This window comes from Actinoplanes sp. NPDC049598 (assembly GCF_040675435.1).
Taxonomy (GTDB): Bacteria; Actinomycetota; Actinomycetes; order Mycobacteriales; family Micromonosporaceae; genus Actinoplanes.
The window spans coordinates 310,504-328,374 of record NZ_JBFAOX010000002.1; the positions used below are offsets into that span (position 1 = coordinate 310,504).

A 17,871-nucleotide genomic window follows, 5' to 3' on the forward strand; every position below is an offset into this window, starting at 1 on the left:
CATGCTCGCGATCCTCGTTCTGCACGCCTTCGCCGCCCTGATCGCGCCCGTTTTAATCCGTCTTGTCGGAAACAAAGCGCTCTACGTCCTCGCTCTGGTTCCCGCCTCGACCGCCCTGGTCATCGATGATTCGCGCGCCGAGACGTACGACTGGGTGCCGCATCTCGGGATGGACATCGCCCTGCGGTCCGGGCCGCTGCAGTCGCTGATGCTCCTGGTCGTCGGCGGCATCGGCGCGGTCGTCCTCGTGTACTGCGCCTCGTACTTCGCGCCCGGGGACCCCGGCCTGGGGCGGTTCGCCGCCGTCTTCCTCGGCTTCGCCGGGGCCATGACCGGGCTCGTGCTCTCCGACGACCTCCTGCTGCTGTACGTGTTCTGGGAGCTGACCACGGTCTTCTCGTACCTGCTGATCGGCCACAAGCCGGAGCAGGCGGCCGGGCGCCGGGCCGCGATGCAGGCGCTGGTCGTCACCACCGCCGGCGGCCTGGCCATGCTCGCCGGCTTCGTGATCCTCGGGCACGGCGCGGGCACGTACCGCTGGTCCGAGATCGCGGCCGGCCCGCTGCCGGCCGGTAGCGCCACGGCGGCCGTGCTGATCCTGGCCGGCGCGCTGTCCAAGTCGGCCATCTTCCCGTTCAGCTTCTGGCTGCCGGCGGCGATGGCCGCGCCCACGCCCGCCTCGGCCTATCTGCACGCCGCGTCGATGGTGAAGGCCGGCGTCTTCCTGGTCGGCCTGCTCGGCCCGGTCCTGGCCGTCACCCCGGCCTGGCAGCCCATCACGGTGGCCGCCGGCTCGGTCACGCTGCTGCTCGGCGGCTGGGCGGCGCTGCGCCAGCACGACCTCAAACTGCTCCTGGCCTACGGGACGGTGAGCCAGCTCGGTCTGCTGACGGTGGCCTTCGGCGCCGCCACGAAAGCGGCCGTCCTCGCCGGGGTCGCGCTGCTGCTCGCGCACGCCCTCTTCAAGGCCACCCTGTTCATGGTCGTCGGGATCATCGACAAGGTGACGGGCACACGCGACCTGCGGTCGCTCAGTGGTCTGGGCCGCCGGATGCCGGCGTTGGCCGCGGTCGCCGCTCTCGCCGTGGCGTCGATGGCCGGTCTGCCACCGCTGGTGGGCTTCGTGGGCAAGGAAGCGTTGTTCGCCGCCTTCGAACACGACCCGCTCGTCCTCGCTGCGCTGGTCGCCGGTTCGATCCTGACTGTCGCGTATGGACTGCGATTCCTGTGGGGCGCTTTCGCGGTCAAACCGTCCGCTTCCATCGCCGGCCCCGCGCGGCTCTCCCCCGTTCTTGTGGCTCCGGCCGCCTTGCTGGCCCTGGCCGGCGTCGCGGTGGGGGTTGGTGCGCCCACACTGGATCGGGCGCTCACTCCGTACCTCCAGCTCTGGACCGGAACCACCGACCACCTCGCGCTGTGGCACGGGCCGGGTCTGCCGGTCCTGCTGTCGGTGGTCGTGCTGACGGGCGGCGCGGCGATCTTCGTCGGCCAGCGGCGCGGGGTGCGGTGGCCGGAGCAGCGCCTGCCCGCGGCGGACGGGGTCTACCGGTGGCTCATGGCGGCCATCGACCGGGCCGCGGTCGAGGTCACCGGGGCCACCCAGCGCGGCTCGCTGCCCTTCTCGCTCGGCATCATCCTGGCCGTCCTGGTCGTGATGGGGGCGACGACGCTGCTGCTGTCCGGCTTCCGGCCCGACGGTGTACGCCTTTGGGACACGCCGCTGCAGCTGGTGGTCGGCGCGGTCGTGGTGGCCGCGGCGGTGATCGCGGCCCGGGCCCAGCGCCGGCTCACCGCGATGATCCTGGTCGGCGTCTGCGGCTACGGGGTGGCCGTGCTGTTCGTGCTGCACGGCGCACCCGACCTGGCGCTGACCCAGTTCCTGGTCGAGACGGTCACGATCGTCATGTTCGTGCTGGTGCTGCGGCGGCTCCCGCCACGGTTCTCGGAGCGGCCGCGGCCGCTGCGGGCCAGCCGATGGCTGCGCATGGCTGTCGCCGGGGCGGCCGGCGTGGTCACCTCGGCCATGGCCTACGTGGCGGTCAGCGGCCGCCTCGCCGAGCCGGTCTCCGTGGGCTTCCCCGAGCCCGCGGTCTCCTTCGGCGGCGGCCACAACGTCGTCAACGTGGCGCTGGTCGACATCCGGGCCTGGGACACGATGGGCGAGATCTCGGTGCTCGTGGTGGCCGCCACCGGCGTGGCCAGCCTCATCTACCAGCGCAGCGCGGCCCTGCAGCGGCGGCGGGCGGAGCAGACCGTGCCGGCGCGGAAAGCCGGCTGGCTGCTCGCCGGTGAGAGCCGCGAATCAATCATCCTGCAGGTCGTGGCGCGGCTGCTGTTCCACACGATCGTGCTGTTCTCGGTCTACCTGCTCTTCTCCGGCCACAACGCACCCGGCGGCGGCTTCGCCGGCGGACTGGTCGCCGGGCTGGCGCTGACCATCCGCTACCTGGCCGGCGGCCGGCGCGAGCTGAACGCCGCGGCCCCGGTCGACGCCGGGCTGGTGCTCGGCACCGGCCTGCTGATCGCGGTCGGCACCGGGGCGGCGGCCCTGATCGCGGGCGGACAGGTGCTGCAGAGCGCGCTGGTCGACGTGACGCTGCCGCTGATCGGGCACGTCCACTTCGCCACGTCGGCCTGCTTCGACGTCGGCGTCTACCTGATCGTCGTCGGCCTCGTGCTGGAGATCCTGCGCAGCCTCGGCGGCGAGCTCGACCGCCAGCACTCGGGGGCCGAATCGGCGCCTGAGGCGCCTGAGACGCCTGAGATGCCTGAGACGCAGCGCGAGAAGGAGCCCGTATGACTCCCAACCTGGTCTACGTCGTCATCGTCGGCGTGCTCTTCACGGCCGGCATCGCCATGCTCCTGGAGCGCAGCCTCACCCGCGTCCTGATGGGGATGATCCTGCTCGGCAACGGAGTCAACCTGCTCATCCTGCTCGGCGGCCACGCCGGGGCGCCGCCGATCGTCGGCGCCGCCCCCGGCGAGGAGATGGCCGACCCGCTGCCCCAGATCATGATCCTCACCGCGATCGTGATCACCCTCGGCATGACCGCGTTCCTGCTGGCCCTGGCCTACCGGAGCTCGGCCATGGCCGGGCACGACGAGGTGCAGGACGACGTGGAGGACCGCCGCATCATGCGCCTGGCCGAGACCGACCAGGGCTCCGGAACCGAGGACGATCGATGAACTGGCTCGTTCCCCTGCCCGTCGTCATGCCGCTGATCGGCACGGCGCTGACCCTGATGATGGCCCGCCGGCCACGCGCCCAGCGGACCGTCAGCCTGACCGTCCTCACCGCCACCGTCATCGTCTCGGCTGCCCTGCTCTGGTTCACCACGACCGAGGGCTCGATGGTCGTGACGGTCGGCGGCTGGGCCGCCCCACTCGGCATCGTCCTGGTCGCCGACCAGCTCGCGGCGCTCATGCTGGTGGTCTCGTCCACCATGACGGTGTGCGTGCTCGTCTACTCCATCGGCCAGGGCATGGCCGACGGCCACGAGGAGACGCCGCTCTCCGTCTATCACCCCACCTATCTGGTGCTCACGGCCGGCGTCACCAACGCCTTCCTGGCCGGCGACCTCTTCAACCTGTACGTCGGGTTCGAGATCCTGCTCGTGGCCAGCTATGTCCTGCTGACGCTCGGCGGCACCGAGAACCGGATCCGCGCCGGCATCACGTACGTCGTGGTCAGCCTGTTGTCGTCGGTCATCTTCCTGACCGCGATCGGCCTCATCTACGCCGCCACCGGCACGCTGACGATGGCCCACCTCGTCGAACGACTGGACGAGCTGCCCGACGGCCTGCGCCTGATGCTGCAGGGCATGCTGCTGCTGGCCTTCGGTATCAAGGCCGCGGTCTTCCCGCTGTCGTCGTGGCTGCCCGACAGCTACCCCACCGCGCCCGCCCCGGTGACGGCCGTCTTCGCCGGCCTGCTGACCAAGGTCGGGGTGTACGCCATCATTCGCACCGAGACGCTGTTGTTCCCCGGCGGCCGCGCGGCCGTGGTGCTGCTCATCCTGGCCCTGCTGACGATGGTGGTCGGCATCCTCGGCGCGGTCGCGCAATCCGACATCAAACGCCTGCTGTCGTTCACCCTGGTCAGCCACATCGGCTACCTGCTCTTCGGCGTCGGGCTCACCACGCAACTGGGCCTCGCCAGCGCCATCTTCTACGTGGTCCACCACATCACCATCCAGACCACGCTGTTCCTGGCCACCGGCCTCATCGAGAGACGCGGCGGCAGCACCGCCCTGGACCGGCTGGGCGGCCTGGCCCGGCTCTCCCCCGTGCTGGCCATCCTGTTCCTGGTACCGGCCCTCAACCTGGCCGGCATACCCCCGTTCTCCGGCTTCATCGGCAAGCTCGGCCTCGTCCAGGCCGGCGCCGCTGACGGCGGCGTGCTGGCCTGGCTGCTCATCGCCGGCGGCCTGGCCACCAGTCTGCTCACCCTGTACGCGGTGGCCCGCGTCTGGAATCTGGCCTTCTGGCGCGTCCCCCACCCCGAGATGCCCCGCCGCGGCCCGCTGCCGCGGTTGATGGTCGGCCCGACGCTGGCTTTGGTCGCCCTCGGCGCCGGCCTCACGGTCGTCGCCGGTCCCCTGTTCGACATCGGCGACCAGGCCGCGGGCGGTCTGCTCGAACGCTCAGGCTACGTCGAAGCGGTCTTCGGAGGCCCCCGATGAACCATCCACCTGAAACATGCGCCCCGGGCCCGCGTCCGCCCGCGACCGCCCCACCGACCGTCATGCCGCTCACCGACGAGGTGTCCGGAACCAGTCCGCCCGGCTCGTCCGGGCCCCAAGGGTCCGTGGCCCGGGAACCGGCGCTGCGCGGCCGGTGGCGGGATCGAGGCGTTGCCGCGCTCGGGCTGACCCTGATCTGGGTGCTGCTGTGGGGCTCGTTCACCCCGCTGACGGTGGCCGGTGGGGCGATCGTGGCCGTGGTGGTCCTGACCGTCTTCCCGCTCCCGTCCGTGACCTACGCCGGGCGGATCCACCCGCTCGAGGTGCTGCGCTTCGCCGGGCGGTTCGTTCTCGACCTCGTCGTGGCCAGTGTGCAGGTGTCCGCGCTCGCTTTCCGGTTCGGCCACGTGCCGCGGAGCGCCGTCATCGCCGTACCGCTGAAGGTCCCGTCGGACCTCGGCCTGACGCTGACCGCGCTGGCGCTCTCGCTGGTCCCCGGAAGCCTGATCGTCGAGGCCGACCGGGACCGCGGCGTGCTCTACGTCCACGTGCTCGGCGTCCGGGACGCGGCCGACGCCGACCGTTTCCGCCGCGGCGTGCTCGACCTGGAACGCCGGATCGTCCAGGCGTTCGGCTCACCGGCCGAGCGCCGCGTCATCGAGGAGACGCCGACATGACAGTAGTCGCCGTGCTGGTCACTTCCCTGCTGGCGCTCGGCGCCGGGCTCGCCCTGATCCGGGTGGTGCGCGGCCCGTCCGTGCTCGACCGCATAGTCGCCACCGACGTCCTGCTGGCCGTCATCGTCATGGCCATCGCCGCCGAGGCCGCCTTCTCCCGCGACGCCACCGGCCTCCCCATCCTGGTGGTCCTCTCCATCCTCGGCTTCACCGGCGCCGTCAGCGTCGCCCGCTTCACCTCGGCCGGCGCGTCGTCCCCGGGCGACGCGGCCCAAGCCTCTCCAGGCGGCACGCAACCCCACCGACGCCGACTCCTCGGTGAGGCGGCCGCCCGCGGCGCCGACGAGGCTGCGACGAGGGGGCCGCGGTGAGTGGAATTCTCGATGTGGTGGCGGCCGTCTGCCTCGTGGCGGGGGCGCTGCTCAGCCTCTCCGCGGGAGTGGCGCTGCTGCGCTTCCCGGATCTGCTGTCGCGGATGCACGCCGGCACCAAGCCGCAGGTGCTCGGGCTGCTGCTCGTGCTGCTCGGCTGCGGCCTGCGCCTGCGCGACGTCGTCGACGTCACCACGCTGATCCTGGTCGCCGTCTTCCAGATGGCGACCGCTCCCGTGGCGGCCCACATGGTCGGCCGGGCCGGTTACCGCGCCGGCCTGGCCCGCACCGACCTGCTGGTCACCGACGAGCTCGCCTCGGCCGACGGCGAGCCGGGCCTGGTCGACGGCGAGCCCGGGCTGGCCGAAGGCGAGCCGAGGTTGGCCGACGGTGATCCGGGGGTGGCTTACGGCGACGCACCGTCTGAGGTGGGCAGGCGGCCATCCGCCGGCGAGCCGGTCCCTGGCGACGGGGTCGGCACCGCGGGCCGGCGGGGGTGAACGGTCGTGGTGCACTTCTTCCCCGAGCCGCCGCGGCCCGACGAGCCGGCGCCGGCTGACGTCCGCCTGGCCCGGCGCGTTGCCGGCGCGGTCTCGGAGCACGGAAGCGTCGACGTCCACGTACAGAACGGCGTCGTCATGCTCACCGGGGTCGTCCGGGACGGGTCGAGCCACGATGCTGTGCTCCGGCGGGTCAAAGCCATGCCCGGGGTGCGGGACCTCTGCGACGGCCTCGAAGTGAGCGACGGTCGGATCGGCCCCGGCCGGGACGCCGAGCTTTTCGGCACGCTGGCCGCCCGGCTGGCCCTCCGGCCCGCGCCCCGGCCACGGCGGCGCGGGACCGTGGCCGTCGCCGCGCGGGCGGCCGTGGTCACCGCGGCCGCCGGCGTGGTCCTGGTCGAGATCGCCGGGTGGCTGACGATCCTCATGGCCCTGGGCGTGCTCGCCCTGATCGCCGATGTGCTGTTGCGGGGCCGCGGCCGCTGACGACGCGGCGGCGCGGCCCCGCGCAGCGGTCAGAAGACTTCCTCCAGGAAGTTGACCAGCTCGCGCCAGCTGCGCTTGTCGGCCTTCTCGCGGTAGGGCGGGATGCCGGGCAGCGTGAAGGCGTGCGGGGCGCCCGAGTAGAGGGTGATCTGCCAGTCGAGGTCCTCGCGGGTGCGCAGCTCGTCGGCGAACTTCTGTACGGCCTCGTCGGGGACGACGGGGTCGGCGGCGCCGCTCAGGATGAGCAGGGGGCCGGTGATGGCGTCGACGTCGGCCGGGTCGTGGGTGACCAGGCCGCCGTGGAAGGACACGGCGCCGGCCAGCTGGGCGCCGGTGCGGGCGAACTCGAGGGCGGCGCTGCCGCCGAAGCAGTAGCCGATCACCACGATGCGGTCCGGGTCCACGCGCGGGTCGGCGGCGACGACGTCGTACGCGGCCTGGACGCGGGCGCGGAGTAGTTGCAGGTCGCCGTAGTACTTGTTGGCCTCGGCGGCCGAGTCTTCGTTGTTGTCGAACGTGACGCCGGCGCCATAGACGTCCGCCGCGAACGCGAAGTAGCCGAGGCGGGCGAGCATCTGAGCGCGGGCCTTCGGGTACTCGCGCAGGCCCGTCCAGTCGTGGATGACGATCACGGCGGGCTTGCGGTCCGTGACGGCGGTGTCGTGTACGGCGTACCCCTCGAGGGGTTGACCGTTGTGTTCGTAGGCGACGGTCTCGTCCTCGATGCGGGCGCCCGCGCCGGCCGGCACGGTGTCGACGAGGTTCTGGTGGAGGTCGGACAGCTCGGTCATGCATCTGATCTTCGTACCTCCGGCGGGCGGGCCGTCAGCCGACCCCGGAGGAAGTCGATGATCTGGGTGCGGGCGGTCCTGGCCTGCGGTACGAGGCCGGGGGTGCTGACGAACGCGTGCGGCGCGCCCGGATGTTCGGCGACGTCGGCGGGGACGCCCGCCTCGCGCAGCCGCCGGGCGTAGGCCCGGCCCTGGTCGGCCACCGGGTCGAGCGTGGGCACGACGATGAGGGCGGGGGCCAGCCCGCTGTGGCCGGCGGCGTACAACGGCGACACGGCGAGCGGGTCGGCGCCCGCCGGCACCGCCAGCCGCAGGAAGAACTCGAGCTGGGGGCGGGTCAGGGCCGGACTGTCGGCGTGCTCCCGGACCGAGGGGTGTTCGAGCGCTGTCGCGGTCAGGTCGACACACGGGTTGACCAGCACTTGAGCCCGGATCGTGGAGCCGGCGCGGCGGGCCACCGTGGCGGCGATCGTGGCGCCCGCGCTCTCGCCGAAGAGGGCAACCCGGTTGGGGTCGACGTCCCAGGAGAGGACCTGGCGCAGCACGTCCCACCCGTCCTCGACCGCCGCCGCCATCGGGGTGTCGAAGGACAGGAGCCGGTGCTCGACCGAGACGACCACGGCGGGCAGGCGGGCGGCGAGGTGACTGTTGATCCAGTCGCTCTGCACCGCTGTCCCGACGAACCCGCCGCCGTGCACGTGGAGGACCAGCGGCAGCCCGGGCGCCGGCGACGGCCGGTGTACGCGGACACGCACCACGCGGCCGGGCAGCGTCACCTCCTGCCAGCCGATGGCGACGCCGCGGGCCGGGAACCCGGTCACCACCCGCGTCAGCCGCGACGACCGGCGACGGTTCTCGGCGGCGGCGAGGGAGGCGAGCGTCGTGGGCGTCACCTCGGACCAATCCGGTTCCTTGCGCAGCGCCGACAGGATGCGATTTCCGAGCACGGCTCCCCCTCAATAACGCTACCAGCAGTATCGAAACTAGAGGTAGCGTAACTGCTACGGTGGCGGCATGGCCAGACCCCGTACCGGCATCGACCCTGAGGTTTTCGCGGCGACCCGCAAGACGGTCCACGAGCTCGGGTACGCCCGGGCCACGGTCGACCGCATCGCCGCCGAGGCGGGCATCGCGAAGACCACGATCTATCGCCGCTGGCCCTCCAAGGGCGCCTTGGTGACGGCATGCCTGGTCGACGCGTTCGGCCCGGCCCCGCTGACCGGCGCGAGCACCGAGGAGATCCTGGCCGGGGCCGTACGCTGGATCGCTGCCAAGATCGGCGAGCCGGGCATCGGGGCCGCGTTCGCCGGGGTCTTCACCGACGCGGTCAACGACCCCGAGTTGTGCGTGATCCTGTCGACCCGGCTCCAGGACCCGTACCGGGTCGTCATGCAGGAGACGCTCGGCCTGGCCGAGCCGAAAGTTCTCTTCATCATCGATGTCGTCGTCGGCACCTTGTTGCACCGCATGGGAATGACCGGCGAGCCGATGGCCGACGACGACGTCGAGGCCCTGATCGCCCTCGTCACACCGGTCACGAAACCGGCCCCCGCCCGGTCATAGCGGCATGACCCTTCCCACCCGCGACCACTGCCTCAGCCTCGTCCGCGCCGTGGACCGACCGACCGGCGCCGCCCGCTACGGCCGCATGTTCCCCGGCCTGGAGCCGCTGGGCGCCGACCCGAAGCTGTTGATGCGGGCCGGTGACACCGGCGGCATCTGCGACGCGGCGCCGCTGCTGGACCGGCTGAACCCGGGCGGCGACGACGCGACCGAGGCCGCCGGCTGGCCGTTCTTCGGCCAGCTGATCGCGCACGACATCACCGCCGACCGCTCTCCCCTGGCCGGCGGCATCGACCCCGAGGCCCTCAAGAACGCCCGCGCGCCGAAGCTCAACCTGGAGATGCTCTACTCCGACGGCCCGATCGGCTCGCCGTTCCTGTTCGACCTCAACGACCCGGCGAAGTTCCTGGTCGTCGACGGCGACGTGCCCCGCAATCCGCAGGGGGTGGCGCTGATCGGCGATCCGCGCAACGACGTCCACCGGTTCGCGCTGACTCTGCACGTGGCGCTGCTGCGGGCGCACAACCGCATCGTCGACTGGCTGCGCGACGGCGGCGCCCCGGAGGCGGATGTCTACGACCGTTCGCGCATCACGCTCACGTGGCACTACCAGTGGATCGTCGTGCACGACTTCCTGCCCCGCCTCGTCGGCGCTCCGCTCGTCGACGACGTCCTGGCGCACGGCGGCCGATGGTTCGCCCCGGAGCCGATGCGGGCGTACATCCCGCTGGAGTTCGCCGACGCGGCCTTCCGGTACGGGCACGGGCAGATCCGGCACACGTACCGCCTGGTCGAGGGTGGCCCGGAGGTGCCGCTCTTCCCTGATCTGGTCGGCTTCGGCCCGCTCGAGGCGGACCGTCACATCGACCTCGCGCAGATCTTCGACGTGCCCGGCCGCCCGCCCGCGCAGCGCGCCAAGCGCCTCGACGGCCGCCTCGCGGCCAGCCTGATCGGCCTGCCCGCGCAGGTCACGGGGGCCGTCGACACCGAGGCCTACCACTCCCTGGCCGTACGCGATCTGCTGCGCGGCGAGACGACCGGCCTGCCCAGCGGCGAGGCGGTGGCGCGGGCGATCGGCGCCGAGCCGCTGACCCTGCCCGACTGGCCGCACGGCGTCCCGCTCTGGTTCTACATCCTCAAGGAGTCCGAGCTGCTCGGCGACGGCGACCGTCTCGGGCCGGTCGGCGGCCGCATCGTCGCCGAGGTGCTGATCGGCCTGCTGCGGGCCGACCCGGCGAGTTACCTGAGCCTGGAGCCGGACTGGACGCCGCTGCTGCCGGCCCGCGGCGAGAGCTTCACCCTGGCCGACCTGCTCATCAGGTAGGCGCCCCGTCGCCCCGGCTCAGCGAGAGCAGCAACTCCCGCGTCCGCTCCAGGGCGGCGGGGTTGCTGCCACCCTCGTACACCGTGGCCAGCGAGGCGCCGTCGGCCGCCTTCGTGATGAGCAGGACCCGATCGGGGTGCAGGCCGTCGGAGGCGAACGCCGACTCCCACTCCCGCGCGTCCGCCTGCAGAATCCCGGCCACCCCCGGCACCGTCGACAGCGCGGCCGAGAGCAGCAGATGCTCCGAGACGGCGGTCTCGTCGCCCAGGCTGTCGAAGATCACCCGGACGTACGCCCGGACGAGCCGCCCGACCGCGTGATCGGCCGGGTCGACCCCCGCCCGGACCTCGGCCGCGAACCGGTCGACCTGATCCTGCGCGACCGCGAGCAACAACTGATCGCGGCTGCGGAAGTGGTGCAGCAACCCGCTCTTGGAGATCCCCGCCTCGCGGGCGATGACGTCCAGGCTCACGCCGGCGCCCTGCTTGCCCACGGTGCGGGCGGCGGCGTCGAGCACCGTGCGCCGGGTGCGGGCGGTGTCCCGTTCACGAGGAGGCATGCAGATCACAGTAGTAGCCGACCATTTGGTCTGTACTACCGACCAGATGGTCGGCTACCGTCGAAGCCATGACCTCGAACGGACGCCGATGGGGCGCGCTCGCCGCGCTGACCCTGGCGGTGACGCTGCTGGCGGTGGACGGCACGGTGCTCGCGCTGGCGGTGCCCGCGCTCACGGCCGACCTGGCGCCGACCGGCAACCAGCTGCTCTGGATCGGCGACGTCTACTCGTTCGCGCTGGCCGGGCTGCTGATCAGCATGGGCACGCTGGCCGACCGGATCGGGCGCAAACGCCTGCTCCTGCTCGGCGTGACCGGCGTCGGCGCGGCCTCGCTGCTGGCCGCCTTCGCGCCCACGCCCGGGTGGCTCATCGCCGCGCGGGCGCTGCTCGGCGTGGCCGGGGCGACGCTCATGCCGTCCACGCTGTCGCTGGTGCGCAACATCTTCCCCGAGCCACGCCTGCGCACCCGGGCCATCGCCGTCTGGTCGGCCGGCGCGTCCGGCGGCGCGGCGCTCGGCCCACTGGTCGGCGGCGCCCTGCTGGAGCACTTCTGGTGGGGCTCGGTCTTCGTCATCAACGTGCCGGTCATGCTGCTGGTGCTGCTCGCCGTGGCCGTGCTCGTGCCGGAGTCCCGCGATCCGGCGCCGGGCCGCTTCGACCCGCTGAGCGCGCTGCTGTCGGTGGCCGCGATCGTCCCGCTGGTCTGGGCGATCAAGGACGCCGCCCACTCCGGGGTGCACGTCTCCTCCCTGGCGGCGGCCCTGCTCGGCCTGGCCGCCGGCACGTGGTTCGTGCGCCGCCAGCGCCGGCTCGCCGCGCCGCTGATCGACGTCCGGCTCTTCACCCGGCCCGCCTTCAGCGGCACCGTGGCGGCCAGCGTCATCGCCATCTTCGCCTTCAGCGGCCTACTGTTCTTCTTCTCGCAATACCTGCAGCTGGTCCGCGGATACTCGCCGCTGCAAGCGGGCCTGCGCGAGCTCCCGCTGACTTTGGCCTCGATCGCCGTGGTCGTCATCGCCGTCCGCGTCATGAACCGGCTCGGCGTCGGCCGCTCCCTCGGCCTGTCACTGCTGGTCACGGCGGCCGGTTTCGCCGTGCTGACGGCCGGCGAGGGCGCCGCCGGCTACGGGGTGCTCGCCGTGGGCCTGGTCGTCATCGGGCTCGGCGTCGGCATCGCCTTCACCGCTTCGACCGACGCGGTCCTGGCGTCGGTCCCGCCCCGGCGCGCGGGTTCCGCCTCGGCGGTTTCCGAGATGGCGTACGAGTTGGGCGTGGCCACCGGAATCGCGCTGCTCGGCACGCTGCACACGGCGCTCTACCGTGCCGCCCTGCCCGACCTGTCCACCCGGCCCGGCCCGGTCCGGGCAGCCGTCGACGAGTCGCTCGCGTCCGCTGCCCAGGCTCTGAACGGTGATGCCCTGCTGGACGCCGCCCGCGACGCCTTCTCGCACGCGATGCAGGTGACCTCCGTCGTCGCCGCGGCGCTGCTGGTGGTCGCGGGCGTCCTCGCCTGGAAGCTCGTTCCCTCCCCGACCGGCCCGGCTGGACACTCCGCCCGGGAAACCGAACTGGATCCGCGCGATGCCGGCCCGCCGCCGGAACTCGTCGAACACGGCCCGACCACCGCGGAGCGCTCATCGCAGCAAGACCGCTAACGGAACGGCGATGCCGCCACAACGCGGCGTGGCCGCCGGGCTCCCGGGCCGGCCGCCGCGTGAATCCAGCCCGCCCGGCGCGGGCCCACAGCCCGGGCCGATGCGTTACGGTGCCTGATCAAAAGGCACTAGGGGGCATGGACGATGGTCGACGTCATGGAAGCGACGGAAGTGACCGGCACGCGCCGGCGGATGGACAGGGTCACCAACGCCGCGATCGTGGTCACGACCGACGCCGTCCTCTTCCTGACGATCGCAGTCGTCGGCGTGCCGTTCCTGATGTTCGTCTTCGCGGACGAGACCGGAACGTGGGACCGCCTCTGGCCGTACGTCGGCGTCTGGGTCGTGGCCGCCGTCAGCGGCGCGGCGTGCGCGGCCGCCGCCTACGGTCTGGCCCGCAGCGGCACCCGTCTCGCCCGCCACGGCGGCGCCGCGGCCGCCCTGGGCGCCGCCGTCATGGCCCCGGCGGTCTCGTTGCTGCTGGGCAGCAACCTGGTCATCGTCTGGGTGAGCGCGGCCTTCGCCGTCGCCAACCTGATCGCGGCGTTCGTCCTCTACAACATCCAGGAGCCTTCGTTCGCCGGCTTCGAGCCCGCGCCCCGGCCGCTCGAGCCCTCGCCACCAGCCGACGCGCCGGACCTGGCCGACGGGGACGACCCCGTGACGCCGGACGAAGCCCACGAGCTCTACCAGCGCCCCGAACCCACCACTCAGGCCGGCGCCAAACCGACCATCGACCTGCAGCTCCACCCCCGCCCGGGAACGACCCGCCGCCGCCCCCGCGGCCAGGCCGCCCTGCACACCCTCGGCGGCATCCAGCTGCCCCCACGGGCCCGCCGCACACGGCCCGCCAACCGCCCCTGAGCTTTGCCCCTCGGGAGCTACTTCCTCCGAGGACACCGAAAGCCGGCCGTGCGCGAGGTGCGCGGCCGGCTCACTCAACCCCCCAACCCGAGGGCCGCGCCCCGCTCACTCAAGTGCCGACTCCGGCCGAGCCACGATCAGCTCACTCAGGTGCCCAGCCCCGGGCGAGCCACGATCAGCGCGAAGCGAGGCGCCGACTCGAGCACGATCGAGGCGCCCACGGCGGCATCCTCACTTCGGCCCGCCTCGCCCCTGCCTCTGCCCACCTCGCCGCAACCTCGACCCAACTCGCCCAACCTCGACCCACCTGGGCCTCCTCTGCCCACCTCGTCCGAATCTCGACCTACCTCGGCTCCTCGGGCCACCTCGGCTCCTCGGGCCACCTCGCCCTAACCTCGGCCCAATCTCGTCTCACCTCGCCCCACCCCGGCCGCCTCGGCCCTCGGTCCACCTCGCCCTATCTCGGCCGCCTCGCCCTGACCTCGGTGACCACAGCCCACCTCGGCGAACGAAGGTGGCGCAGCATGATCGGCGTGGAACTGGAGTCGGCACGGGGCACCGGCGCATCGCCCGGGCTCGAGGCGAGAGCGGTTGGAGGCCGCCGGAGGATGCGTTGAGCCGTGTCCAGTGGGCGGGTGACGCGGGAAGCACGCGCCGCCAAGGTGGTGCGCCGGGGAAGCGATCGCGCGGGCTCCGAAAAGGTGGCGGACGGGGGCCGGCAGCGTCGGTTTCCATCGCCATGTAATTGACTGGCGTGCGGTTCCTTCGCACGGCCATGATGCGGCGGTGATCGTCATTCAGCGGGTTCGGGTCCGGTGGGGCGCCGGGTCGCGGGGAGCCCCGCAGGCGAACCTGCGCCGCGGGCTCGACCGGGCGCTGCCACTGCCCTCGTCGCCGCCGAGCTCCGATGTGGCCGCCGGCGAGCACGCGGCCGCGGGGAAGCACGCGGCCGGGAGACAACATACGGTCGCTAGGCGACATCCGGTCGCCGGGCATGCGGCCGCGGGGAAGCACGCGGTCGACCACGACGGAGTGGTGCTCCACGACGTGCTGGCCGACGAGGCGGACGGATACGAATTTCGCCACCGGCTCGTGAGCGGCGGCGCCGAGCTTGCCGGCGAGGCCGGCTTGTGGTTCACAGCCGACGGCCCCGCAGTCATCGTCGGCCGAGGGCAGAAGTGGGCCGCTTTCCCGAGTCTCGGGGCGGCCCGGCTGTTCACGGTCCTTCCAGGGCAGTTCGGCCGGTACCGGGCGAACTTCCGCTTCCGGGTCACCACCTGCCCGTGCAACCCGTCCTGGTACTACGAGAACCATGTCCTGCACGTGAGCAACGGCTACCCGGATCCCGGCGCGTTCCTCCAGGGCGAGCCCCTCCGCGACGTGGATGACCGCGTTCACCTCTACGGCGGCCGCCGACGCCCGGCCGCCGCACGACGCGCCCGGTAGACCCGCGGCGGGGCATCCGCATCCCTCCACAGCTATTGACGCGATTGATGACCGCATATTAGCGTGATCATTACCACTACGTTAAAACGTTTCACAGCCGCGCTCTCACACGATTGTCAATCACCGCCGCCCACACCAGATGTTTAGCATTTGCTGTGAGTTGAAACGATTCGCAGCGAGAGCCGCTTTACGACGCACCCTCGCCGCGGCCACCGTCACCAACTCCCGCAACAAGATCCTGCCGTCCTGCGGCCGAGCGCCGTCCTCACCGCGAAGCTGGAGTCGATCCGATGAAACGCCGTACCGTTATCGCCCTGGGCGCCGCGGCCGCGCTGCCCTGGCCCTCGGCCGCCGCCCAGGCCGCCCCGGCCAAGGTCGCCAGCACTGGCGCCAAGTTCCGTTGGTGGTGGCCGCACGGCCTGGTCGACCCGGCCGAGATCGCCCGCGAGATCGACCAGATCGCCGACGCCGGCTTCGCGGGCATGGAGATTCAGGACGTGCACCACAGCGTACGGGCGGACCTCGACGCCGCCGGGCACGGCTGGGGCACCGAGCCGTGGCGCAGGGCGGTGGAGACCGCGCTGCGGCAGGCGAAACGCCGCGGTGTGACGATCGACCTGGCCGTCGGCCCGAGCTGGCCGGCCGCGGTGCCCGGCATCACGCCCGACGACCCGGCCGCGGCCAAGGAGCTCGTGCACACCGTCACCCCGTTCACCGGGAGCATCACCGCGCCGGTCGAGCCGGGCGTCTTCGCCGTGCAGATCGCCCGGCTGGTGTCGGCCGGTGTCCTCGACCCGGCTTCGGTCCAGACTTTGACGCCATCCGGCGGGCAGGTGACGGCGACGGTGCCGGACGGTTCGTGGCTGCTGTTCACCTACCGGGTGCGCGGATCGGGACAGGAGCCCGAGGGCGGCCCGCACACGGATCCCGCGTCCTGCGTGGTCGACCATTTCAGCCCGGCCGGCACCGAGGCGATCGTCGGCACGTGGAACCGGCTCGTGTTGAGCCGGCCGATCCGGCAGCTGCTGCGCGAGGCCGGCGGCGACCTCTTCGAGGACTCCCTGGAGCTGGAGACCGACTGGACGCTGTGGACCCCCGCCATGCCGGCCGAGTTCGCCCGGCGCACCGGCACGGACCTGCTGCCGTACCTGCCGATCCTGCTGAACCCCAAGGGCAAATACCTCTACGCCTTCGACCCCGACACGTCCAACCACGTGCGGGACGCCTTCAACCAGGTGCTGTCCGACCTCTACCACGAGCATCACCTCATCCCGCTACGGGAGTTCGCGCACCGGATCGGGTTGCGGCTGCGGGCCCAGCCGTACGGGCTCTCGACCGACTCCCTCCGCAGCGCCACCCTGCTCGACGTGGCCGAGAGCGAGTCGCTCGGCTTCAAGAACCTGGACGACTACCGGGTGCTCGCCTCGGCCCGGGACATGGCCGGCCAACGGATCCTTTCGTGCGAGTCGGCGGCGTACGCCAACGGCGCCTACAGCACGACGTGGAACAAGGTGCTGCAGACGATGGGCAGCGTCTTCGCCGGCGGCGTGAACCAGGCGGTGCTGCACGGCTTCGCCTACAAGGACGCGCCGGGCGCGGCCTGGCCCGGTTTCGCGGCGTTCTCGCCCTACAACGGCAACGGGATCGGCTACGCCGAGGCGTGGGGCCCGCGGCAGCCGACGTGGCGGCACGCGCGCGATGTCGCCGGCTGGTTCGCCCGGACCCAGAAGCACCTGCAGACCGGTACGGCCCGGGCCGATCTGGTCTTCTTCCGGCAGAAGGGCTGGACCGCGACCGGGATCGGCGCGCCCTGGGCCACCAACGACGGCATCCCGATCGGCTGGACGCACGGCTTCGCCGACGAGGCGTCGCTCGCGCTGCCCGCGGCCAAGGTCCGCGACGGGCGGCTCGGCCCGCCCCGCTACAAGGCGCTGATCCTCGACGGCGACGCGTTCCGGGGCAAGGACCACACCCTCTCGGTACGGGCGGCGCGTCAGCTCCTGGCCCTCGCGAGGGCCGGCCTGCCGGTCATCGTCATCGGCAACTGGGCCGACGTGCATCCGGCCGCGCTGCAGCCGATTTTCGCCGAGTTGCTGGCCTCGCCGCGAACCACCGTGGTCGCCGACCAGACCGGCATCCCGGCGGCGCTGGAGGCTGCCGGCGTGACGCGCGACGTGACGTACGACCGGTCGTCGCTGATGACCGTGCACCGGGTCGACGACGACACGGACTACTACTACCTGGCCAACGCCCGGCACGCCGAGAACCGGACCATCACGGCGATCGACCAGGACGTGTGGTTCACCACCACGTCGCGCTCGACCGTGCCGGTACGGATCGACGCGTGGACCGGCGAGAAGCATGGCGTGCCCTGCACCCGGGAGGGCAACCGCGTCCGGGTGCGGGCGACCCTGCAGCCGGGCCAGTCGATGCTGCTCGTCTTCGAGCGAGGCCGCGTCCCCATCCCGACGCGCACCTTCGTCGAGCCGGCCGTCGCGCTGACCGGCTGGGAGCTGTCGGTCGAGGACTGGCAGCCCACCGGCGTCACCAAGCATCGGCTGACGCTCACCGAGCTGCTGCCGTGGTCGTCGATCCCGGAGCTGGCCGACGTCTCCGGCATCGGGACCTACCGCACCACGGTCACCGCCGATCGGGCGGGCCGGGCCCTGCTGTCGCTCGGCAAGGTGGTCGACACCTGCCGGGTGCGCGTCAACGGCCGGCTGCTGCCGCCGATCGACGTGCTGGAGCCGGTGGCCGACCTGTCGCTCGTCAAGGGCCGCAACACCATCGAGGTCGAGGTGGCGACGACGCTGCTCAATCGACTGCGCACGACCAGCCCGGCGGTGTTCGGCATCGCCACCCGTCAGGCCTACGGCCTGCTCGGCCCGGTCTCCCTGAGGTGGTACCTCCGAAACGATCCGGGTGGCGCTGTCACGTAGGGCCGTCCTCCGTG

The 17,871-nt window shown here is 72.3% G+C and carries 16 protein-coding genes; 13 read left to right on the forward strand and 3 right to left on the reverse strand.

The features are described from left to right. The first annotated feature begins 1 nt into the window (after window position 1). From AB0J66_RS07290 to AB0J66_RS07320, 7 genes are all read left to right on the forward strand, one after another. Complete coding sequence (locus AB0J66_RS07290) at window positions 2-2,800, forward strand: Na+/H+ antiporter subunit A (RefSeq protein WP_364656722.1); 2,799 nt, start codon at window positions 2-4, stop codon at window positions 2,798-2,800. Next, entirely contained in the window at window positions 2,797-3,186 is a 390-nt protein-coding gene (locus AB0J66_RS07295) for a Na(+)/H(+) antiporter subunit C (protein ID WP_364656725.1), read from the forward strand. The genes AB0J66_RS07290 and AB0J66_RS07295 overlap by 4 nt, the downstream gene beginning before the upstream one ends. Then, entirely contained in the window at window positions 3,183-4,682 is a 1,500-nt protein-coding gene (locus AB0J66_RS07300; RefSeq protein WP_364656726.1) for a Na+/H+ antiporter subunit D, read from the forward strand. Before AB0J66_RS07295 ends, AB0J66_RS07300 begins: the two co-directional genes overlap by 4 nt. 125 nt (window positions 4,683-4,807) lie before the next feature. Beyond that, window positions 4,808-5,359 (forward strand): Na+/H+ antiporter subunit E, encoded by a 552-nt coding sequence (locus AB0J66_RS07305; RefSeq protein ID WP_364656729.1) that lies wholly within the window; start codon window positions 4,808-4,810, stop codon window positions 5,357-5,359. Next, window positions 5,356-5,730 carry a monovalent cation/H+ antiporter complex subunit F gene (locus tag AB0J66_RS07310; RefSeq protein ID WP_364656731.1) on the forward strand — a complete coding sequence of 125 codons (375 nt, stop codon included), beginning with the start codon at window positions 5,356-5,358 and terminating at the stop codon, window positions 5,728-5,730. Before AB0J66_RS07305 ends, AB0J66_RS07310 begins: the two co-directional genes overlap by 4 nt. Continuing rightward, window positions 5,727-6,230 (forward strand): monovalent cation/H(+) antiporter subunit G, encoded by a 504-nt coding sequence (mnhG, locus tag AB0J66_RS07315; protein WP_364656733.1) that lies wholly within the window; start codon window positions 5,727-5,729, stop codon window positions 6,228-6,230. Before AB0J66_RS07310 ends, mnhG begins: the two co-directional genes overlap by 4 nt. Before the next feature lie 6 nt (window positions 6,231-6,236). Beyond that, a complete protein-coding gene (locus AB0J66_RS07320; RefSeq protein WP_364656736.1) occupies window positions 6,237-6,716 on the forward strand; it encodes a BON domain-containing protein in 480 nt (159 codons plus the stop codon). 29 nt (window positions 6,717-6,745) lie between these two features. Here AB0J66_RS07320 and AB0J66_RS07325 read toward each other — a convergent pair whose 3' ends face one another. Together AB0J66_RS07325 and AB0J66_RS07330 are read right to left on the reverse strand one after the other, a co-directional pair. Next, window positions 6,746-7,507, reverse strand: coding sequence for a dienelactone hydrolase family protein (locus tag AB0J66_RS07325; RefSeq protein ID WP_364656739.1), 762 nt, complete (start codon window positions 7,505-7,507; stop codon window positions 6,746-6,748). Continuing rightward, the gene (locus AB0J66_RS07330) at window positions 7,504-8,454 is read right to left on the reverse strand and encodes an alpha/beta hydrolase (RefSeq protein WP_364656741.1); all 951 of its coding nucleotides are present in this window, start codon (window positions 8,452-8,454) and stop codon (window positions 7,504-7,506) included. The genes AB0J66_RS07325 and AB0J66_RS07330 overlap by 4 nt, the downstream gene beginning before the upstream one ends. A gap of 67 nt (window positions 8,455-8,521) precedes the next feature. Here AB0J66_RS07330 and AB0J66_RS07335 point away from each other — a divergent pair, with 67 nt between their 5' ends. Next, window positions 8,522-9,070 (forward strand): TetR/AcrR family transcriptional regulator, encoded by a 549-nt coding sequence (locus AB0J66_RS07335; protein ID WP_364656743.1) that lies wholly within the window; start codon window positions 8,522-8,524, stop codon window positions 9,068-9,070. Window positions 9,071-9,074: 4 nt separating this feature from the next. After that, on the forward strand, window positions 9,075-10,394 hold the full coding sequence (locus AB0J66_RS07340) for a peroxidase family protein (RefSeq protein ID WP_364656746.1): 1,320 nt from the start codon (window positions 9,075-9,077) through the stop codon (window positions 10,392-10,394). Here the strand turns inward: AB0J66_RS07340 and AB0J66_RS07345 are convergent. Further along, on the reverse strand, window positions 10,387-10,953 hold the full coding sequence (locus AB0J66_RS07345; protein WP_364656748.1) for a TetR/AcrR family transcriptional regulator: 567 nt from the start codon (window positions 10,951-10,953) through the stop codon (window positions 10,387-10,389). The two genes, AB0J66_RS07340 and AB0J66_RS07345, sit on opposite strands and share 8 nt — an antisense overlap. A 68-nt stretch (window positions 10,954-11,021) precedes the next feature. Here AB0J66_RS07345 and AB0J66_RS07350 point away from each other — a divergent pair, with 68 nt between their 5' ends. The 4 genes from AB0J66_RS07350 to AB0J66_RS07365 all read left to right on the forward strand — a co-directional run bounded on the left by AB0J66_RS07350 (window position 11,022) and on the right by AB0J66_RS07365 (window position 17,857). Next, the gene (locus AB0J66_RS07350) at window positions 11,022-12,608 is read left to right on the forward strand and encodes an MFS transporter (RefSeq protein WP_364656750.1); all 1,587 of its coding nucleotides are present in this window, start codon (window positions 11,022-11,024) and stop codon (window positions 12,606-12,608) included. Between the two features lie 156 nt (window positions 12,609-12,764). Continuing rightward, window positions 12,765-13,472 carry a hypothetical protein gene (locus AB0J66_RS07355; protein WP_364656752.1) on the forward strand — a complete coding sequence of 236 codons (708 nt, stop codon included), beginning with the start codon at window positions 12,765-12,767 and terminating at the stop codon, window positions 13,470-13,472. 786 nt (window positions 13,473-14,258) lie between these two features. Continuing rightward, complete coding sequence (locus AB0J66_RS07360; RefSeq protein WP_364656754.1) at window positions 14,259-14,918, forward strand: hypothetical protein; 660 nt, start codon at window positions 14,259-14,261, stop codon at window positions 14,916-14,918. Between the two features lie 290 nt (window positions 14,919-15,208). Beyond that, entirely contained in the window at window positions 15,209-17,857 is a 2,649-nt protein-coding gene (locus AB0J66_RS07365; protein ID WP_364656757.1) for a glycosyl hydrolase, read from the forward strand. Window positions 17,858-17,871: the final 14 nt, after the last annotated feature.